At 55.6% G+C, this 18,633-nt stretch carries 11 protein-coding genes, 2 tRNA genes and 3 rRNA genes; 13 read left to right on the top strand and 3 right to left on the bottom strand.

Features of this window, described 5'->3' with window-relative positions; translation table 11 throughout:
• Positions 1-38 precede the first annotated feature (38 nt).
• A complete protein-coding gene (gene fre / locus G7090_RS22465) occupies positions 39-740 on the top strand; it encodes an NAD(P)H-flavin reductase (RefSeq protein ID WP_106995900.1) in 702 nt (233 codons plus the stop codon).
• Between the two features lie 16 nt (positions 741-756).
• Here the strand turns inward: fre and G7090_RS22460 are convergent, their stop codons facing one another.
• The 3 genes from G7090_RS22460 to fadB all read right to left on the bottom strand — a co-directional run bounded on the left by G7090_RS22460 (position 757) and on the right by fadB (position 4,609).
• Positions 757-1,104, bottom strand: a complete 348-nt coding sequence (locus G7090_RS22460) for a hypothetical protein (RefSeq protein WP_166184676.1) — start codon at positions 1,102-1,104, stop codon at positions 757-759.
• 142 nt (positions 1,105-1,246) lie between these two features.
• Positions 1,247-2,410, bottom strand: coding sequence for an acetyl-CoA C-acyltransferase FadA (gene fadA, locus G7090_RS22455; protein WP_166184673.1), 1,164 nt, complete (start codon positions 2,408-2,410; stop codon positions 1,247-1,249).
• A gap of 9 nt (positions 2,411-2,419) precedes the next feature.
• Positions 2,420-4,609 carry a fatty acid oxidation complex subunit alpha FadB gene (gene fadB, locus G7090_RS22450; protein WP_166185543.1) on the bottom strand — a complete coding sequence of 730 codons (2,190 nt, stop codon included), beginning with the start codon at positions 4,607-4,609 and terminating at the stop codon, positions 2,420-2,422.
• Positions 4,610-4,796: 187 nt separating this feature from the next.
• On the opposite strand from fadB, the gene pepQ reads away from it, so the two are divergent.
• The 12 genes from pepQ (at position 4,797) to hmsP (ending at position 18,618) form a co-directional block, all read left to right on the top strand.
• Positions 4,797-6,128: a Xaa-Pro dipeptidase gene (gene pepQ, locus G7090_RS22445; protein ID WP_166185540.1), complete on the top strand. Its 1,332-nt coding sequence runs from the start codon at positions 4,797-4,799 to the stop codon at positions 6,126-6,128.
• Positions 6,128-6,742, top strand: a complete 615-nt coding sequence (locus G7090_RS22440; protein ID WP_106995895.1) for an IMPACT family protein — start codon at positions 6,128-6,130, stop codon at positions 6,740-6,742. Before pepQ ends, G7090_RS22440 begins: the two co-directional genes overlap by 1 nt.
• A gap of 40 nt (positions 6,743-6,782) precedes the next feature.
• Positions 6,783-8,234: a Trk system potassium transporter TrkH gene (trkH, locus tag G7090_RS22435; RefSeq protein WP_106995894.1), complete on the top strand. Its 1,452-nt coding sequence runs from the start codon at positions 6,783-6,785 to the stop codon at positions 8,232-8,234.
• Positions 8,235-8,246: 12 nt separating this feature from the next.
• Positions 8,247-8,789 carry a menaquinone-dependent protoporphyrinogen IX dehydrogenase gene (gene hemG / locus G7090_RS22430; RefSeq protein ID WP_166184670.1) on the top strand — a complete coding sequence of 181 codons (543 nt, stop codon included), beginning with the start codon at positions 8,247-8,249 and terminating at the stop codon, positions 8,787-8,789.
• 360 nt (positions 8,790-9,149) lie between these two features.
• Positions 9,150-10,689 (top strand): 16S ribosomal RNA (locus G7090_RS22425).
• Between the two features lie 71 nt (positions 10,690-10,760).
• A tRNA-Ile gene (locus tag G7090_RS22420) sits at positions 10,761-10,837 on the top strand.
• A gap of 37 nt (positions 10,838-10,874) precedes the next feature.
• A tRNA-Ala gene (locus tag G7090_RS22415) sits at positions 10,875-10,950 on the top strand.
• 207 nt (positions 10,951-11,157) lie between these two features.
• Positions 11,158-14,064 (top strand): 23S ribosomal RNA (locus tag G7090_RS22410).
• Positions 14,065-14,159: 95 nt separating this feature from the next.
• A 5S ribosomal RNA gene (gene rrf, locus G7090_RS22405) occupies positions 14,160-14,275 on the top strand.
• Together the 16S, 23S and 5S rRNA genes with 2 tRNA genes alongside form the textbook arrangement of a ribosomal RNA operon.
• A 152-nt stretch (positions 14,276-14,427) precedes the next feature.
• A complete protein-coding gene (murB, locus tag G7090_RS22400) occupies positions 14,428-15,456 on the top strand; it encodes a UDP-N-acetylmuramate dehydrogenase (protein ID WP_166184667.1) in 1,029 nt (342 codons plus the stop codon).
• Positions 15,453-16,415: a bifunctional biotin--[acetyl-CoA-carboxylase] ligase/biotin operon repressor BirA gene (gene birA / locus G7090_RS22395; protein WP_166184664.1), complete on the top strand. Its 963-nt coding sequence runs from the start codon at positions 15,453-15,455 to the stop codon at positions 16,413-16,415. Before murB ends, birA begins: the two co-directional genes overlap by 4 nt.
• 196 nt (positions 16,416-16,611) lie before the next feature.
• Positions 16,612-18,618 carry a biofilm formation regulator HmsP gene (hmsP, locus tag G7090_RS22390; RefSeq protein ID WP_207630089.1) on the top strand — a complete coding sequence of 669 codons (2,007 nt, stop codon included), beginning with the start codon at positions 16,612-16,614 and terminating at the stop codon, positions 18,616-18,618.
• The last annotated feature ends 15 nt before the right edge of the window (positions 18,619-18,633 follow it).

Genomic DNA, 18,633 nt, shown 5'->3' with positions numbered 1-18,633 from the left:
GCCGTTATGCCCTTTAGACTTCCCGACAGAGAGAGCGAATGACAACCTTAAGCTGTAAAGTGACTTCGGTAGACGCTATCACCGACACCGTATATCGCGTCCGTTTAGTACCTGAATCGGCGTTCTCCTTCCGCGCTGGCCAGTATTTAATGGTGGTGATGGATGAGCGGGATAAGCGCCCTTTCTCAATGGCCTCGACGCCGGACGAGCAAGAGTTTATCGAGCTGCACATTGGGGCGTCAGAGCTTAACCTGTATGCGATGGCGGTGATGGATCGCATCCTGAAAGAGAATGAGATCGAGATTGATATTCCTCACGGCGAAGCCTGGCTGCGCGATGACGAAGAACGTCCGCTGATCCTGATTGCGGGCGGCACCGGTTTCTCCTACGTGCGTTCCATTCTGTTGACGGCGCTGGCGCGAAACCCGGACCGCGACATCACCATCTACTGGGGCGGTCGCGAGGCGAAGCATCTCTACGATCTCTCTGAGCTGGAAGCGCTGAGCGTGACCCACCCGAACCTGCGCGTTGAGCCGGTGGTTGAGCAGCCGGAAGAGGGCTGGCGCGGTCGCAGTGGCACCGTGTTAACGGCGGTACTGCAGGATCATGGCACGCTGGTCAATCACGACATCTACATTGCCGGTCGTTTCGAAATGGCAAAAATTGCCCGGGACCTGTTCTGCAATGAGCGCGGTGCGCGGGAAGATCGTCTGTTTGGCGACGCGTTTGCGTTTATCTGACGCGCCGCCGCACCACTTAGTGCTGTTCGGTGTTAAAGAAGGTTTTGTAGAGAATTTTATCCTCGTCGAGCAGGCACAGGATCTGCCCGACGACCCGATCGCGGCGCTCGACGGTGGCTTTCAGTTCTGAGGCAATGTGCTGGCTGCCAACCTTCGCATCGTAGCGATCGAGCGCAACGCTATTGTCTTTCACGCGCGTCCCTTCAAGTAATGCCATGACTTCCGGGTTCGTTTTGTACAGGGCCTGGATTTCGCTCAGACAATGATTTGCCATCAGACGATCGTCTGCGACGGGCTGTTGGGCAAACGTGTGGGATACGCAGAAAAGTAGTGAAAGGCCGAGCGCAGATACGCTTTTTTTCATCTTCATCATCCTTAATTGAAAGGCATTCGTCATTGAATGCGCGTCCTCAGAATACACCGTTCAGAATAAAAAAACCCGCCCCTGACAGGCGGGAAAACGGCAACTAAATCTTCGCCGGACCGCTCTGCGACCCGGCTTTTTATTACACTCTCTCAAACACTGTCGCGATCCCCTGGCCCAACCCGATACACATGGTCGCCAGACCAAACTGGGCATCCTTGCGTTCCATCAGGTTAATCAGGGTGGTGCTGATACGCGCTCCGGAACAACCCAGCGGGTGACCCAGTGCAATGGCACCGCCGTTGAGGTTAATCTTCTCGTCGATCTGATCCATCAGCCCCAGATCCTTAATGCACGGCAGGATCTGCGCGGCGAAGGCTTCGTTCATCTCGAAGAGGTCGATATCGCTGGTGGAGAGCCCGGCTTTTTTCAGTGCCAGCTTTGAGGCCGGCACCGGGCCGTAACCCATGATTGACGGGTCGCAACCCACTACCGCCATCGAGCGGATACGGGCGCGCGGCGTCAGGCCCAGCTCGCGGGCGCGGCTTTCGCTCATCACCAGCATCGCCGCCGCACCATCAGACAGGGCGGAAGAGCTGCCCGCCGTCACGGTGCCGGTTACCGGATCAAAAGCCGGCCGCAGCGTCGAGAGTGCTTCAACGGTGGTTTCCGGGCGGATCACTTCGTCGAAATAGAACTGCTTCAGCACGCCATCGGCGTCGTGACCGCCGGTGGGCAGAATCTCATTTTTAAACGCGCCGGACTGCGTCGCGGCCCAGGCACGGGCGTGAGAGCGGGCGGCAAAGCTATCCTGCATTTCACGGCTGATACCGTGCAGGCGGGAGAGCATCTCTGCCGTCAGGCCCATCATGCCCGCGGCTTTCGCTACCGTGCGGCTCATGCCGGGATGGAAATCGACACCGTGGTTCATTGGCACGTGGCCCATGTGCTCCACGCCGCCAATCATGCACACCTGCGCATCGCCGATCATGATCATGCGTGCCGCATCGTGCAGGGCCTGCATTGACGAACCACACAGGCGGTTGACGGTGACAGCCGGTACCGAGTGCGGGATTTCCGCCAGCAGGGCCGCATTACGGGCGATGTTAAAACCCTGCTCCAGGGTCTGCTGCACGCAGCCCCAGTAGATATCGTCCAGCGCGGTGGCGTCCAGCGCCGGGTTGCGCGCCAGCAGGCTACGCATTAAATGTGCGGAGAGATCTTCCGCGCGCACGTTACGAAATGCGCCGCCCTTCGAACGGCCCATCGGGGTGCGAATTGCATCGACAATGACAACCTGTTCCATTGTGACTCCTTAAGCCGTTTTCAGTGCGCCAACCGGACGGGCAGGCTCAACCGGGGGATAGTACGCTTCATTATTACGCGCTTTGGTACGCAGACCTTCCGGAGCCTGATACAGCGCGCCGAGATGCTCATACTGCTGCGTCATATCCAGATAGCGGGCGCTACCCTGCGTATCCAGCCAGCGGAACGCGCCGCCGTGGAACGGAGGGAAGCCCAGGCCGTAGACCAGCGCCATATCCGCTTCCGCAGGACTGGCGATGATGCCCTCTTCAAGACAGCGCACCACTTCGTTGACCATCGGGATCATCATGCGGGCAATAATCTCTTCGTCGCTGAAATCGCGCTTCGCGTGGCTGACTTCTGCCAGCAGGCTATCCACGGCAGCGTCTTCCTCTTTCTTCGGTTTGCCTTTGCTGTCTTCTTTATAACGCCAGAAGCCGAGGCCATTTTTCTGACCGTAGCGGTTCGATTCAAACAGGGCGTCGATGGCATCGCGGTAATCTTTCTGCATCCGCTGTGGGAAGCCTGCCGCCATCACCGCCTGGGCGTGATGCGCGGTATCAATCCCGACCACGTCCAGCAGATAGGCCGGGCCCATCGGCCAGCCAAACTGTTTTTCCATCACTTTGTCGATCTTGCGGAAATCCGCCCCGTCGCGCAGCAGCTGGCTGAAGCCGGCAAAGTACGGGAACAACACGCGGTTGACGAAGAAGCCCGGGCAGTCATTTACCACAATCGGGGTTTTGCCCATCTTGCTGGCCCAGGCCACGACTTTGGCGAGGGTTTCGTCAGAGGTTTTCTCCCCGCGGATCACTTCAACCAGCGGCATACGGTGCACCGGGTTAAAGAAGTGCATGCCGCAGAAGTTTTCCGGGCGCTTGAGGACGCTGGCCAGTTCGCTGATTGGAATGGTGGAGGTGTTGGACGCTAGTACCGTATCCGGGCGCACCTTGTCTTCCGTCTCTGCCAGTACCGCTTTTTTCACTTTCGGGTTTTCGACCACCGCTTCGACGACCACATCCACGCGATCGAAACCGCTGTATTCCAGGGTCGGATGAATCGTGGAGATCACGCCGGAGAGCTTCAGGCCATCGATCTTGCCGCGTTCGAGCTGTTTGTTCAGCAGCTTGGCGGCTTCGGTCATGCCGAGTGTCAGTGACTTCTCGTTAATGTCTTTCATCACCACCGGCACGCCTTTCCAGGCCGACTGGTAGGCGATGCCGCCGCCCATAATGCCTGCGCCCAGTACCGCCGCCTGTTTTGGCGTCTCGACATTTTTGGTGAGCTGCTTCGCTTTGCCCTTCACGAACTGATCGTTGAGGAAAATACCGACCAGCGCGCGGGCCTCGTTGGTATGAGCCAGCGGGACGAAGCTTTGGTTTTCTAATTTCAGTGCTTCGTCACGGCCGAGTCGTGCGGCCGCTTCGATGGTTTTCACCGCGGTGATCGGCGCCGGATAGTGTTTACCCGCCGTCTGCATCACCATGCCTTTGGCGATAGTGAAACTCATGGTGGCTTCAATTTTACTTAAGTGCAGCGGCTCCAGCTTCGGCTGACGCTTCGCTTTCCAGTCGAGGTCGCCGTTGATCGCCTGACGCAGAATGGCCAATGCCCCTTCATGCAGTTTTTCAGGCTTAACCACGCCATCCACCAGACCGAGTTTTAACGCCTGATCGGCACCCACGTCTTTACCGGCAGCAATGATCTCCAGGGCACTGTCGGCACCCAGCAGGCGCGGCAGACGGACTGAACCGCCAAAGCCCGGCATAATGCCCAGTTTGGTTTCCGGCAGGCCGATGCGCAGATCCGGGGTGGCCAGACGGTAATCGGTGGCCAGCACGCATTCGCAGCCGCCGCCCAGCGCATAGCCATTAACGGCAGAGATCGTCGGGACCGGCAGATCTTCCAGGCGGTTAAAGACGCTGTTGGCAAAATGCAGCCACTGGCTCAACTGCTCCTGAGGGACCAGGAACAGGGAGAGGAATTCGGTGATGTCTGCGCCGACGATAAATGCCGCTTTCTCAGAACGCAGCAGCAGACCTTTTAAGTCGGACTCTTTTTCAAGCACGTCCAGCGCATGGCCAAGGCTGGCCACGGTTGCGGTGTCCAGTTTATTCACTGAGCCGGGGGCGTCGAACACCAGTTCGGCAATGCCACCTTCCAGCCAGTCTACGTACAGGGTGTCGCCTTTGTAGAGCATGTCGGTCTCCTGAATCCAGCAATTGGATCTGGTCATACCAGATGATTCGGAGTGTGGGTTTTGTGTTAATGAAATGCAAATTAGTCATTAAATAATTGTAGGTCTGATCACGCTCGGCGGAGATCACGCAGCCTTTCTGAGGTGTGCTAAGATGCGGTGACTTGAGGTCAAGACAAAAGGAAGAATGATGGACTCACTGGCCGCGCTGTATAAAAATCACATTGTTACGTTACAGGAACGTACCCGCGACGTACTGGCTCGCTTCAAGCTGGATGCCTTACTCATCCACTCCGGCGAACTGTTCAATGTCTTTCTCGACGATCACGCTTATCCCTTCAAGGTGAACCCGCAATTTAAAGCCTGGGTGCCGGTAACCCAGGTTCCCAATTGCTGGTTGCTGGTGGATGGCGTGAACAAGCCGAAACTGTGGTTCTATCTGCCGGTGGATTACTGGCACAACGTGGAACCGCTGCCGACCTCCTTCTGGACAGAAGAGATCGAGGTGATTGCCCTGCCGAAAGCCGACGGCATTGGCAGCCAGTTACCTGCTGCCCGCGGCAACATCGGCTATATTGGCCCGGTTCCAGAACGTGCGCGCGGTCTGGAGATCTCAGCGGATAACATCAACCCGAAAGGCGTTATCGACTATCTGCACTACTATCGCTCCTATAAGACCGACTATGAGCTGGCGTGCATGCGTGAAGCGCAAAAAACGGCGGTCAACGGCCATCGTGCGGCGCATGAAGCTTTCCTGTCCGGCATGAGCGAGTTCGATATTAACCTGGCTTACCTGACGGCTACTGGCCATCGTGATATTGATGTGCCATACAGCAACATTGTGGCGCTGAATGAGCACGCAGCGGTGCTGCACTACACTAAACTCGATCACCGTGCGCCGTCCGAAATGCGCAGCTTCCTGTTGGATGCCGGTGCGGAGTACAACGGCTATGCCGCGGACCTGACCCGTACCTGGGCCGGGAACAGCGATACCGAATTCGCCCAGCTGATCAAAGACGTCAATGACGAGCAGCTGGCCCTGATCGCCACCATGAAGGCTGGCGTGAGCTACGTGGATTACCACGTTCAGTTCCATCAGCGTATTGCGAAGCTGTTGCGTAAGCATCAGATCGTCAGCGATATGAGCGAAGAGGCGATGGTGGAAAACGACCTGACCGGGCCGTTTATGCCGCACGGTATCGGCCACCCGCTGGGTCTGCAGGTGCACGACACCGCAGGCTTCATGCAGGATGACACCGGTACGCATCTGGCCGCGCCGTCCAAATATCCTTACCTGCGTTGCACCCGCATTCTGCAGCCGCGCATGGTGTTGACCATCGAGCCGGGGATCTACTTTATTGAGTCCCTGCTGGCGCCGTGGCGTGAAGGGCAGTTCAGCAAGCACTTCAACTGGCAGAAAATTGAGGCGCTGAAGCCGTTTGGTGGCATCCGTATCGAAGATAACGTGGTGATCCATGAAAACGGTACTGAAAACATGACGCGAGATCTGAAGCTGGCGTAATGGAAAGCTGGCTCATACCGGCAGCGCCGGTCACCTTTACGGAAGAGATCAAAAAAAGCCGTTTCATCACGTTGCTGGCGCATACCGACGGCGTGGAGGCGGCAAAGGCTTTTGTTGAGTCAGTACGGGCAGAACATCCTGACGCCCGCCACCACTGCGTGGCGTGGGTGGCCGGGCCCCCTGATGATTCACAGAAGCTGGGGTTCTCGGATGATGGTGAACCGGCGGGCACGGCGGGCAAACCGATGCTCTCTCAGTTAATGGGCAGCGGCGTGGGAGAAATCACCGCCGTCGTGGTGCGTTACTACGGCGGCGTATTACTGGGAACGGGCGGGCTGGTTAAAGCCTATGGCGGCGGCGTCCAGCAGGCGCTGAATCAACTGACAACGATCCGCAAAACGCCACTTACCGAATATACTTTATTGTGCGATTACGCCCAGTTATCCGGCATCGAATCGTTGCTGAAGCTGTATCAGGGCCTGATCGTGCACAGTGATTACCAGGCGGCGGTGCAATTACGTGTGGCGCTACCCCAGGCATCGCTTCCGGCATTCTCAGCAAAACTGGCTGATTTTAGTCGTGGTTCGTTGCAATTACGGCCGATTGAAGAATAATCCCCACCTTACTTTTTGAATACCTAAGGAAGCGGCAGAGATGCATTTTCGTGCCATAACCCGAATCGTTGGATTGCTGGTCATACTCTTTTCCGGGACGATGATCCTCCCCGGACTGGTGGCGCTTATTTATCGGGATGGTGCGGGCCGGGCCTTTACGCAGACCTTTTTCGTCGCGCTGATGATTGGCTCCCTGCTGTGGTGGCCTAACCGCCGTGAGAAGGGGGAGCTGAAATCCCGCGAAGGCTTCCTTATCGTGGTGTTGTTCTGGACCGTGCTGGGCAGCGTGGGAGCATTACCCTTCATTTTTTCTGAACAGCCCAACCTGACTATTACCGATGCGTTCTTTGAATCCTTCTCCGGGCTGACTACCACCGGGGCTACCACGCTGGTGGGGCTGGATTCACTTCCCCATGCCATCCTCTTTTACCGGCAGATGCTGCAGTGGTTCGGCGGGATGGGAATCATCGTATTAGCCGTGGCGATCCTGCCGATACTGGGCGTCGGGGGGATGCAGCTCTATCGGGCAGAGATGCCGGGGCCGCTGAAGGATAACAAGATGCGTCCGCGTATCGCCGAGACGGCCAAAACGCTGTGGCTCATCTATGTGCTGCTGACCGTCGCCTGTGCGCTGGCGCTGTGGTTTGCCGGAATGCCGGCCTTTGACGCTATCGGCCATAGCTTCGCCACCATCGCGATTGGCGGGTTCTCCACCCATGATGCCAGCATCGGCTATTTTGACAGCCCGACCATCAACACCATTATTGCAATCTTCCTGCTGATCTCCGGCTGTAACTATGGTCTGCACTTCTCTTTACTCAGTGGCCGTAACCTGAAGGTCTACTGGCGCGATCCGGAATTCCGCATGTTTATCGGCGTGCAGCTGACGCTGGTGGTGATCTGTACTCTGGTGCTGTGGCTACACGATGTCTATGCTTCGGCAGTTACCACCCTGAACCAGGCCTTCTTCCAGGTGGTATCGATGGCGACGACCGCAGGCTTTACCACCGACAGCATTGCGCGCTGGCCGCTGTTCCTGCCGGTCCTGCTGCTCTGTTCGGCCTTTATCGGCGGCTGTGCCGGTTCGACGGGCGGTGGCTTGAAAGTGATCCGCATCCTGCTTCTGTTCAAGCAGGGCAACCGCGAGCTTAAACGTCTGGTGCACCCGAATGCGGTCTACAGCATCAAGCTGGGTAACCGCGCGCTGCCGGAACGTATTCTCGAAGCGGTGTGGGGTTTCTTTTCCGCCTACGCACTGGTCTTTATCGTCAGCATGCTGGCGATTATCGCGACGGGGGTGGATGACTTCTCGGCGTTTGCCTCTGTTGTGGCCACACTGAATAACCTGGGACCCGGCCTTGGCGTGGTCGCAGATAACTTTGCCAGCATGAATCCGACCGCGAAGTGGATCCTGATTGCCAACATGCTGTTCGGGCGTCTTGAGGTCTTTACGTTATTGGTCCTCTTTACGCCAACATTCTGGCGCGAATAAAGGGAGCCATTTATGAAAACATTAATTCTATTTTCGACCCGCGACGGACAAACGCGCGAGATTGCCGCTTTCCTGGCGTCTGAGTTAAAAGAGCAGGGCATCTATGCCGACGTCATTAACCTGAACCGCACCGAAGAGATTGCGTGGCAGGAGTATGACCGCGTGGTGATCGGCGCCTCTATCCGCTACGGCCATTTCCATCCAGCGGTGGATCGCTTTGTGAAAAAGCATACGGCAACGCTGAACAGCCTGCCGGGCGCTTTCTTTTCGGTGAACCTGGTGGCGCGTAAAGCAGAAAAGCGTACCCCGCAGACCAATAGCTACACGCGTAAGTTCTTGCTGAACTCGCCCTGGAAGCCAGCGGCCTGTGCCGTCTTTGCCGGTGCTCTGCGTTATCCACGCTATCGCTGGTACGATCGCTTTATGATCCGTCTTATTATGAAGATGACCGGCGGCGAAACGGATACACGCAAAGAAGTGGTCTACACCGACTGGTCGCAGGTGGCCAGTTTCGCCCGGGAAATCGCGCAATTAACCCGCAGTTCGCGGCTTTAATAAACGTAAAGTGTGAAAAATAAGCGAACGGAAAACTTTTTGAGATTTATGCTTGTCACCGCCGAAGAACTCCCTATAATGCGCCTCCACTGACACGGAACAACGGCAAACAAGCCGCCGGGTCAGCAGAGAAAAGCGTGAAATTATCGCTTGACTCTGAAAGAGGAAAGCGTAATATACGCCACCTCGCAACGGTGAGCGAAAGCCGCGTTGCACTGCTCTTTAACAATTTATCAGACAATCTGTGTGGGCACTCAAAGTGACATGGATTCTTAACGTCGCAAGACGATAAATGAATACCAAGTCTCTGAGTGAACATACGTAATTCATTACGAAGTTTAATTCACGAGCATCAAACTTAAATTGAAGAGTTTGATCATGGCTCAGATTGAACGCTGGCGGCAGGCCTAACACATGCAAGTCGAGCGGTAGCACAGGGAGCTTGCTCCTGGGTGACGAGCGGCGGACGGGTGAGTAATGTCTGGGAAACTGCCTGATGGAGGGGGATAACTACTGGAAACGGTAGCTAATACCGCATAACGTCGCAAGACCAAAGAGGGGGACCTTCGGGCCTCTTGCCATCAGATGTGCCCAGATGGGATTAGCTAGTAGGTGGGGTAATGGCTCACCTAGGCGACGATCCCTAGCTGGTCTGAGAGGATGACCAGCCACACTGGAACTGAGACACGGTCCAGACTCCTACGGGAGGCAGCAGTGGGGAATATTGCACAATGGGCGCAAGCCTGATGCAGCCATGCCGCGTGTATGAAGAAGGCCTTCGGGTTGTAAAGTACTTTCAGCGAGGAGGAAGGCGGTGAGGTTAATAACCTCATCGATTGACGTTACTCGCAGAAGAAGCACCGGCTAACTCCGTGCCAGCAGCCGCGGTAATACGGAGGGTGCAAGCGTTAATCGGAATTACTGGGCGTAAAGCGCACGCAGGCGGTCTGTCAAGTCGGATGTGAAATCCCCGGGCTCAACCTGGGAACTGCATTCGAAACTGGCAGGCTAGAGTCTTGTAGAGGGGGGTAGAATTCCAGGTGTAGCGGTGAAATGCGTAGAGATCTGGAGGAATACCGGTGGCGAAGGCGGCCCCCTGGACAAAGACTGACGCTCAGGTGCGAAAGCGTGGGGAGCAAACAGGATTAGATACCCTGGTAGTCCACGCCGTAAACGATGTCGACTTGGAGGTTGTTCCCTTGAGGAGTGGCTTCCGGAGCTAACGCGTTAAGTCGACCGCCTGGGGAGTACGGCCGCAAGGTTAAAACTCAAATGAATTGACGGGGGCCCGCACAAGCGGTGGAGCATGTGGTTTAATTCGATGCAACGCGAAGAACCTTACCTACTCTTGACATCCAGAGAACTTTCCAGAGATGGATTGGTGCCTTCGGGAACTCTGAGACAGGTGCTGCATGGCTGTCGTCAGCTCGTGTTGTGAAATGTTGGGTTAAGTCCCGCAACGAGCGCAACCCTTATCCTTTGTTGCCAGCGGTCCGGCCGGGAACTCAAAGGAGACTGCCAGTGATAAACTGGAGGAAGGTGGGGATGACGTCAAGTCATCATGGCCCTTACGAGTAGGGCTACACACGTGCTACAATGGCGCATACAAAGAGAAGCGACCTCGCGAGAGCAAGCGGACCTCATAAAGTGCGTCGTAGTCCGGATTGGAGTCTGCAACTCGACTCCATGAAGTCGGAATCGCTAGTAATCGTAGATCAGAATGCTACGGTGAATACGTTCCCGGGCCTTGTACACACCGCCCGTCACACCATGGGAGTGGGTTGCAAAAGAAGTAGGTAGCTTAACCTTCGGGAGGGCGCTTACCACTTTGTGATTCATGACTGGGGTGAAGTCGTAACAAGGTAACCGTAGGGGAACCTGCGGTTGGATCACCTCCTTACCTTAAAGAACCTGCCTTTGTAGTGTCCACACAGATTGTCTGATGAAAAGTAAGCAGTAAAAAATCTCTGCAGGCTTGTAGCTCAGGTGGTTAGAGCGCACCCCTGATAAGGGTGAGGTCGGTGGTTCAAGTCCACTCAGGCCTACCAAATTTGCGACGCAAATTTGAAGAGATTTAACTACGATGGGGCTATAGCTCAGCTGGGAGAGCGCCTGCCTTGCACGCAGGAGGTCTGCGGTTCGATCCCGCATAGCTCCACCATCCTTTTACTGCGACAACACAAAAACTTCAGAGTGTACCTGCGAAGGTGCGCTGCGAAGTTTTGCTCTTTAAAAATCTGGATCAAGCTGAAAATTGAAACGACACACTGTGTCTGCTCTCCGTAATAAGGGCAGATGAAGGTGTGTTCGAGTCTCTCAAATTTTCGCAAAACGATGATGGATCGAAAGAGACATCTTCGGGTTGTGAGGTTAAGCGACTAAGCGTACACGGTGGATGCCTAGGCAGTCAGAGGCGATGAAGGACGTGCTAATCTGCGATAAGCGTCGGTAAGGTGATATGAACCGTTATAGCCGACGATTTCCGAATGGGGAAACCCAGTGCAATCCGTTGCACTATCGTTAAGTGAATACATAGCTTAACGAAGCGAACCAGGGGAACTGAAACATCTAAGTACCCTGAGGAAAAGAAATCAACCGAGATTCCCCCAGTAGCGGCGAGCGAACGGGGAGCAGCCCAGAGTCTGAATCAGCATGTGTGTCAGTGGAAGCGTCTGGAAAGTCGCAGGGTACAGGGTGATACTCCCGTACACGAAGATGCATGTGCTGTGAACTCGAAGAGTAGGGCGGGACACGTGGTATCCTGTCTGAATATGGGGGGACCATCCTCCAAGGCTAAATACTCCTGACTGACCGATAGTGAACCAGTACCGTGAGGGAAAGGCGAAAAGAACCCCGGCGAGGGGAGTGAAAAAGAACCTGAAACCGTGTACGTACAAGCAGTGGGAGCCTACTTGTTAGGTGACTGCGTACCTTTTGTATAATGGGTCAGCGACTTATATTCTGTAGCAAGGTTAACCGTATAGGGGAGCCGAAGGGAAACCGAGTCTTAACTGGGCGTTAAGTTGCAGGGTATAGACCCGAAACCCGGTGATCTAGCCATGGGCAGGTTGAAGGTTGGGTAACACTAACTGGAGGACCGAACCGACTAATGTTGAAAAATTAGCGGATGACTTGTGGCTGGGGGTGAAAGGCCAATCAAACCGGGAGATAGCTGGTTCTCCCCGAAAGCTATTTAGGTAGCGCCTCGTGAACTCATCTCCGGGGGTAGAGCACTGTTTCGGCTAGGGGGCCATCCCGGCTTACCAACCCGATGCAAACTGCGAATACCGGAGAATGTTATCACGGGAGACACACGGCGGGTGCTAACGTCCGTCGTGAAGAGGGAAACAACCCAGACCGCCAGCTAAGGTCCCAAAGTCATGGTTAAGTGGGAAACGATGTGGGAAGGCACAGACAGCCAGGATGTTGGCTTAGAAGCAGCCATCATTTAAAGAAAGCGTAATAGCTCACTGGTCGAGTCGGCCTGCGCGGAAGATGTAACGGGGCTAAACCATGCACCGAAGCTGCGGCAGCGACACTATGTGTTGTTGGGTAGGGGAGCGTTCTGTAAGCCGTCGAAGGTGGACTGTGAGGTCTGCTGGAGGTATCAGAAGTGCGAATGCTGACATAAGTAACGATAAAGCGGGTGAAAAACCCGCTCGCCGGAAGACCAAGGGTTCCTGTCCAACGTTAATCGGGGCAGGGTGAGTCGACCCCTAAGGCGAGGCCGAAAGGCGTAGTCGATGGGAAACAGGTTAATATTCCTGTACTCGGTGTTACTGCGAAGGGGGGACGGAGAAGGCTATGTTGGCCGGGCGACGGTTGTCCCGGTTTAAGCATGTAGGCGGAGGTTCCAGGTAAATCCGGAACCTTATTCAACGCTGAGGTGTGATGACGAGGCACTACGGTGCTGAAGCAACAAATGCCCTGCTTCCAGGAAAAGCCTCTAAGCATCAGGTAACATCAAATCGTACCCCAAACCGACACAGGTGGTCAGGTAGAGAATACCAAGGCGCTTGAGAGAACTCGGGTGAAGGAACTAGGCAAAATGGTGCCGTAACTTCGGGAGAAGGCACGCTGATGGTAAGTGAAGCGACTTGCTCGTGGAGCTGAAATCAGTCGAAGATACCAGCTGGCTGCAACTGTTTATTAAAAACACAGCACTGTGCAAACACGAAAGTGGACGTATACGGTGTGACGCCTGCCCGGTGCCGGAAGGTTAATTGATGGGGTTAGCGGCAACGCGAAGCTCTTGATCGAAGCCCCGGTAAACGGCGGCCGTAACTATAACGGTCCTAAGGTAGCGAAATTCCTTGTCGGGTAAGTTCCGACCTGCACGAATGGCGTAATGATGGCCAGGCTGTCTCCACCCGAGACTCAGTGAAATTGAAATCGCTGTGAAGATGCAGTGTACCCGCGGCAAGACGGAAAGACCCCGTGAACCTTTACTATAGCTTGACACTGAACACTGGTCCTTGATGTGTAGGATAGGTGGGAGGCTTTGAAGCGTGGACGCCAGTCTGCGTGGAGCCAACCTTGAAATACCACCCTTTAATGGCTGGTGTTCTAACGTGGACCCGTAATCCGGGTTGCGGACAGTGTCTGGTGGGTAGTTTGACTGGGGCGGTCTCCTCCTAAAGAGTAACGGAGGAGCACGAAGGTTAGCTAATCCTGGTCGGACATCAGGAGGTTAGTGCAATGGCATAAGCTAGCTTGACTGCGAGAGTGACGGCTCGAGCAGGTGCGAAAGCAGGTCATAGTGATCCGGTGGTTCTGTATGGAAGGGCCATCGCTCAACGGATAAAAGGTACTCCGGGGATAACAGGCTGATACCGCCCAAGAGTTCATATCGACGGCGGTGTTTGGCACCTCGATGTCGGCTCATCACATCCTGGGGCTGAAGTAGGTCCCAAGGGTACGGCTGTTCGCCGTTTAAAGTGGTACGCGAGCTGGGTTTAGAACGTCGTGAGACAGTTCGGTCCCTATCTGCCGTGGGCGCTGGAGAATTGAGGGGGGCTGCTCCTAGTACGAGAGGACCGGAGTGGACGCATCACTGGTGTTCGGGTTGTCATGCCAATGGCACTGCCCGGTAGCTAAATGCGGAAAAGATAAGTGCTGAAAGCATCTAAGCACGAAACTTGCCCCGAGATGAGTTCTCCCTGACCCTTTAAGGGTCCTGAAGGAACGTTGAAGACGACGACGTTGATAGGTCGGGTGTGTAAGCGCAGCGATGCGTTGAGCTAACCGATACTAATGAACCGTGAGGCTTAACCTTACAACGCCGAAGCTGTTTCGGCGGATTTGAAAGACGATTTTCAGCTGATACAGATTACTCATCACGCCTGAGGGCGGGGTGAACAACAGAATTTGCCTGGCGGCTGTAGCGCGGTGGTCCCACCTGACCCCATGCCGAACTCAGAAGTGAAACGCCGTAGCGCCGATGGTAGTGTGGGGTCTCCCCATGCGAGAGTAGGGAACTGCCAGGCATCAATTAAAGAAACCCCGTACCGGAAGGTGCGGGGTTTTTTGCCGTCTGCGCCTTCCCCGGCCTGCAACACCCCGCAGGCCCGGCAATTCCAGCCGACAAAGATCCCCCGATGGGGTAAACTATCCCGGTTTTTGCATCTGGATAGCGTCTATGAATCACTCCCTTAAGCCCTGGAATACCTTCGGTATCGACCGAAATGCCCGACAGATCGTGCGAGCCGACGATGCGCAGCAGCTGCTGACCGCATGGAATCATGCTACGCAACACCACCAACCTGTTCTTATTCTGGGCGAGGGGAGTAACGTTCTCTTTCTGGAAGACTTTTCCGGGACGGTGATCGTGAACCGCATCCGCGGGATCACGGTTGAAGAGACGCAGGAATGCTGGCGTCTGCACGTAGGTGCCGGCGAAAACTGGCACGATCTGGTGCAATATACCCTTGAACACAACATGCCGGGGCTGGAAAACCTTGCCCTGATCCCTGGCTGTGCCGGTTCATCCCCAATTCAGAATATCGGTGCCTATGGCATCGAGATCAGGCATGTCTGCGAGTATGTTGATTGTATTGAGCTGGCAACCGGCGAAGCGCGTCGCTTACAAGCCGATGAGTGCCGTTTCGGCTACCGCGACAGCATTTTCAAACATGAATATCAGGACAAATACGTCATCGTTGCGGTCGGTCTGCGCCTGACAAAAAACTGGCAGCCGGTTCTCTCCTACGGTGATTTAACCCGCCTGGATCCCGCGACAGTAACCGCGAAAGAGATTTTTACGGCGGTTTGCCAGATGCGTATGAGCAAATTGCCCGATCCGAAAGTGAACGGTAATGCCGGCAGTTTCTTTAAAAACCCGGTCATCTCCGCTGAAAACGCGCAAACCCTGCTTGCTGAATGGCCAAACGCGCCGCACTATCCGCAGGCAGATGGCAGCGTTAAGCTGGCTGCTGGCTGGTTGATCGATCAATGTCAACTTAAAGGCACTACCTGCGGCGGCGCGGCGGTTCATCGCCAGCAGGCGCTGGTACTCATCAATGAAAATAATGCTACCAGCGATGATGTCGTGCAGTTGGCCCATCAGGTGCGTCAGCGCGTGGGTGAGAAGTTTAACGTCTGGCTGGAGCCGGAAGTGCGCTTTATCGGCCATCACGGTGAAGTGAACGCGGTGGAGACCATTGCATGAAAGACCATACCGTCCCCCTGAAGCTGATCGCCATTCTGGCCGACGGCGATTTTCATTCCGGTGAACAGCTCGGTGAACATCTGGGAATGAGCCGTGCCGCTATTAACAAGCATATTCAGACCCTGCGTGACTGGGGGGTGGATGTCTTTACCGTGCCGGGCAAAGGCTACAGCCTGCCGGAGCCGGTTCAGCTGTTGAACGAAAGCTTTATCCATAGCCAGATCGCTGACAACAGCGTCGCCGTTTTGCCAGTCATTGACTCCACCAATCAGTATCTGCTCGACAGGCTCAACGAACTGCAGTCTGGCGACAGCTGCGTGGCTGAGTATCAGCAGGCCGGACGCGGTCGCCGGGGGCGTAAATGGTTCTCGCCTTTTGGCGCCAACCTCTACCTGTCCATGTACTGGCGTCTGGAACAGGGACCTGCAGCCGCCATCGGCCTAAGCCTGGTGATTGGCATTGTGCTGGCAGAGGTTCTGCAATCTCTTGGCGCCGACGACGTACGGGTTAAGTGGCCGAACGATCTCTATCTGAAGGATCGTAAACTGGCCGGGATCTTAGTCGAACTGACGGGTAAAACTGGCGATGCGGCACAGATCGTGATGGGTGCCGGGATCAATCTGGTGATGCGTAACGTGCAGGCAGATGATATTAACCAGGGGTGGATCAACCTGCAGGAAGCGGGGATCGCCATCGATCGTAACGTGCTGGCGGTACAGGTCATCAATGAGCTGCGCCACTCGCTGAGGATCTTCGAGCAGGAGGGGCTGGCACCGTTCCTTCCTCGCTGGGAGAAGCTCGATAATTTTGTTCACCGTCCGGTGAAGCTGATCATTGGCGATAAAGAGATCTTCGGCACGTCGCGCGGTATAAACGAGCAGGGCGCACTGATGCTTGAGCAGGATGGGGTTATCAAACCCTGGGTAGGCGGAGAGATTTCCCTGCGTAGCGCCGAATAAGGTATCAGGCCGCAGCCCCCGTTATTCGGGCCTGTAGCCGCCCTGAACAACCGCTCCATACTCTGTACGGAGCGGGAACCAGAATAATCCCTAAACGGTTGGTTACACTCTCTTAAACACATCACGATAAGGTATACTCTGAAAGCAGCGGGGTAACAGTTGATTAACCTGCGTTTCGCGTTTCTGGAGATTCATTTTGCGTGTCAGCCGCTCTTTAACTATCAAACAAATGGCGATGGTAACTGCCGTCACCATGGTGTTTGTCTTCGTCTTTTGCGTCATTCTGCTGTTTCATGCCATTCAGCAGAATCGCTACAACACGGCTACGCAGCTCGAAAGCATCGCCCGCTCCATCCGTGAGCCTCTCTCTTCTGCCATTCTGAAAGGCGATATTCCGCAGGCGGAATCCATTATTAAGAGCATCAAGCCGGCAGGCGTCGTCAGCCAGGCGGATGTGGTATTGCCCAATCAGTTCCAGGCTCTGCGCATGAACTTTATCCCGGAGCGTCCGGTGCCGGTGATGGTCAAACGCCTGTTTGAGATGCCGGTACAAATCTCCCTGCCGGTCTATTCCCTGCAGCGCCCGGCGAACCCGCAGCCGCTGGCCTATCTGGTGCTGCAATCTGACTCCTGGCGGATGTACAAATTCGTTATCAGTTGGGTCTCGACGTTGGTAACCACTTACTTATTATTGACGCTGATGCTGACCGTGGCGCTGACCTGGTGCATCAACCGACTGATCGTCCATCCGCTGCGGCGGATTGCCCGCGAGCTGGATACCATTTCGCCGCAGCAACAGGTGGGGCATCAGCTACCCGTCCCGCGCCTGCATCATGACGACGAAATCGGCATGCTGATACGCAGCTATAACCTGAACCAGCAGCGCATGATGCGTCAGCATGAAGAGCTGAACCATAACGCCACCCGCTTCGCGGTTTCGGATCTGCCCAACAAGGCGTTTCTGATGGCACTGCTGGAGCAGGCGGTGAAACGCCAGCAGCCCATCGCCCTGATGGTAGTGGCCTGTGAAACCTTGCAGGACACCGCTGGGGTGCTGAAAGAGAGCCAGCGGGAAATGGTGCTGCTGACGCTGGTTGAGAAGCTCAAATCTGTACTGGCGCCGCGGATGGTGCTGACCCAGGTGAGCGCCTATGACTTTGTGATTATCGCTAACGGCGTCAATGAGCCATGGCACGCCATCACATTGGGTCAGCAAGTACTCACTGTTATTAACGAACGGCTGCCGGTACAGGGGATCCAGCTGCGCCCGAGCGCCAGTATCGGCATCGCCATGTTTAACGGCAACCTGACCGCCGAGCAGCTCTTCCGTCGGGCCTTCTCGGCTGCCTTTACTGCCCGGCAGAAGGGTAAGAACCAGATCCAGTTCTTCGAATCCGAGCAGATGGAGAAGGCGCAGCAGCGGCTGTCAGAAGAGAACGATATCCTGACCGCGCTGGACCAAAACCACTTCGCCCTCTGGCTGCAGCCGCAGGTCGATCTGCATACCGGTAAGATAAAGAGTGCCGAAGCGCTGCTGCGGATGCGTCAGGCCGATGGTAGCTGGGAGCTCCCTGAAGGGCTGATCGACCGCATTGAGAACTGCGGCCTGATTGTGACGGTGGGTCAATGGGTGCTGGAAGAGTCCTGCCGCTTGCTGTCGGTCTGGCAGTCGCGGGGGATGATGATGCCGCTGTCGGTTAACCTGTCGGCGCTGCAGCTGATGCACCCGAACATGGTTCCGGAGCTGCTGGCGCTGATTACTCGCTACCGCATCCAGCCTGATACCCTGATTCTGGAAGTGACCGAGAGCCGCCGGATCGACGATCCTAACGAAGCCGTGGCGATACTCCGCCCGCTGCGTAATGCCGGCGTGCGCATTGCGCTGGACGATTTCGGCATGGGGTACGCCGGGCTGCGTCAACTGCAACATATGAAAGCCCTGCCGGTAAACGTGCTGAAAATTGATAAGGCCTTTGTTGAGGGCCTGCCTGATGACAGCAGCATGGTAGAGGCGATTATCCAGATGGCGCATAGCCTGAAGCTGGAAATTATCGCCGAGGGTGTTGAAACCGAAGCCCAGCGGAGCTGGCTGGCTAATGCCGGGGTTGAGTGCGGACAAGGTTTCCTGTTTGCTAAAGCCGTGCCGCGCGATGTTTTTGAAAGCCGTTACCTTCAGCCGAATGACCATCACACTGATGACTGAATTGTTGCTGGTTTG

It is taken from the genome of Leclercia sp. 29361 (assembly GCF_011290365.1).
Taxonomy (GTDB): domain Bacteria; phylum Pseudomonadota; class Gammaproteobacteria; order Enterobacterales; family Enterobacteriaceae; genus Enterobacter; species Enterobacter tamurae.
This window is presented reverse-complemented; position numbering and strand designations above follow the sequence as displayed.

Coding starts and splice junctions, on each gene's coding strand:
- fre (WP_106995900.1), top strand. CDS start 39: ATGACAACCTTAAGCTGTAAAGTGACTTCGGTAGACGCTATCACCGAC.
- G7090_RS22460 (WP_166184676.1), bottom strand. CDS start 1,104: ATGAAAAAAAGCGTATCTGCGCTCGGCCTTTCACTACTTTTCTGCGTA.
- fadA (WP_166184673.1), bottom strand. CDS start 2,410: ATGGAACAGGTTGTCATTGTCGATGCAATTCGCACCCCGATGGGCCGT.
- fadB (WP_166185543.1), bottom strand. CDS start 4,609: ATGCTCTACAAAGGCGACACCCTGTACGTAGACTGGCTGGAAGGTGGC.
- pepQ (WP_166185540.1), top strand. CDS start 4,797: ATGGACTCACTGGCCGCGCTGTATAAAAATCACATTGTTACGTTACAG.
- G7090_RS22440 (WP_106995895.1), top strand. CDS start 6,128: ATGGAAAGCTGGCTCATACCGGCAGCGCCGGTCACCTTTACGGAAGAG.
- trkH (WP_106995894.1), top strand. CDS start 6,783: ATGCATTTTCGTGCCATAACCCGAATCGTTGGATTGCTGGTCATACTC.
- hemG (WP_166184670.1), top strand. CDS start 8,247: ATGAAAACATTAATTCTATTTTCGACCCGCGACGGACAAACGCGCGAG.
- murB (WP_166184667.1), top strand. CDS start 14,428: ATGAATCACTCCCTTAAGCCCTGGAATACCTTCGGTATCGACCGAAAT.
- birA (WP_166184664.1), top strand. CDS start 15,453: ATGAAAGACCATACCGTCCCCCTGAAGCTGATCGCCATTCTGGCCGAC.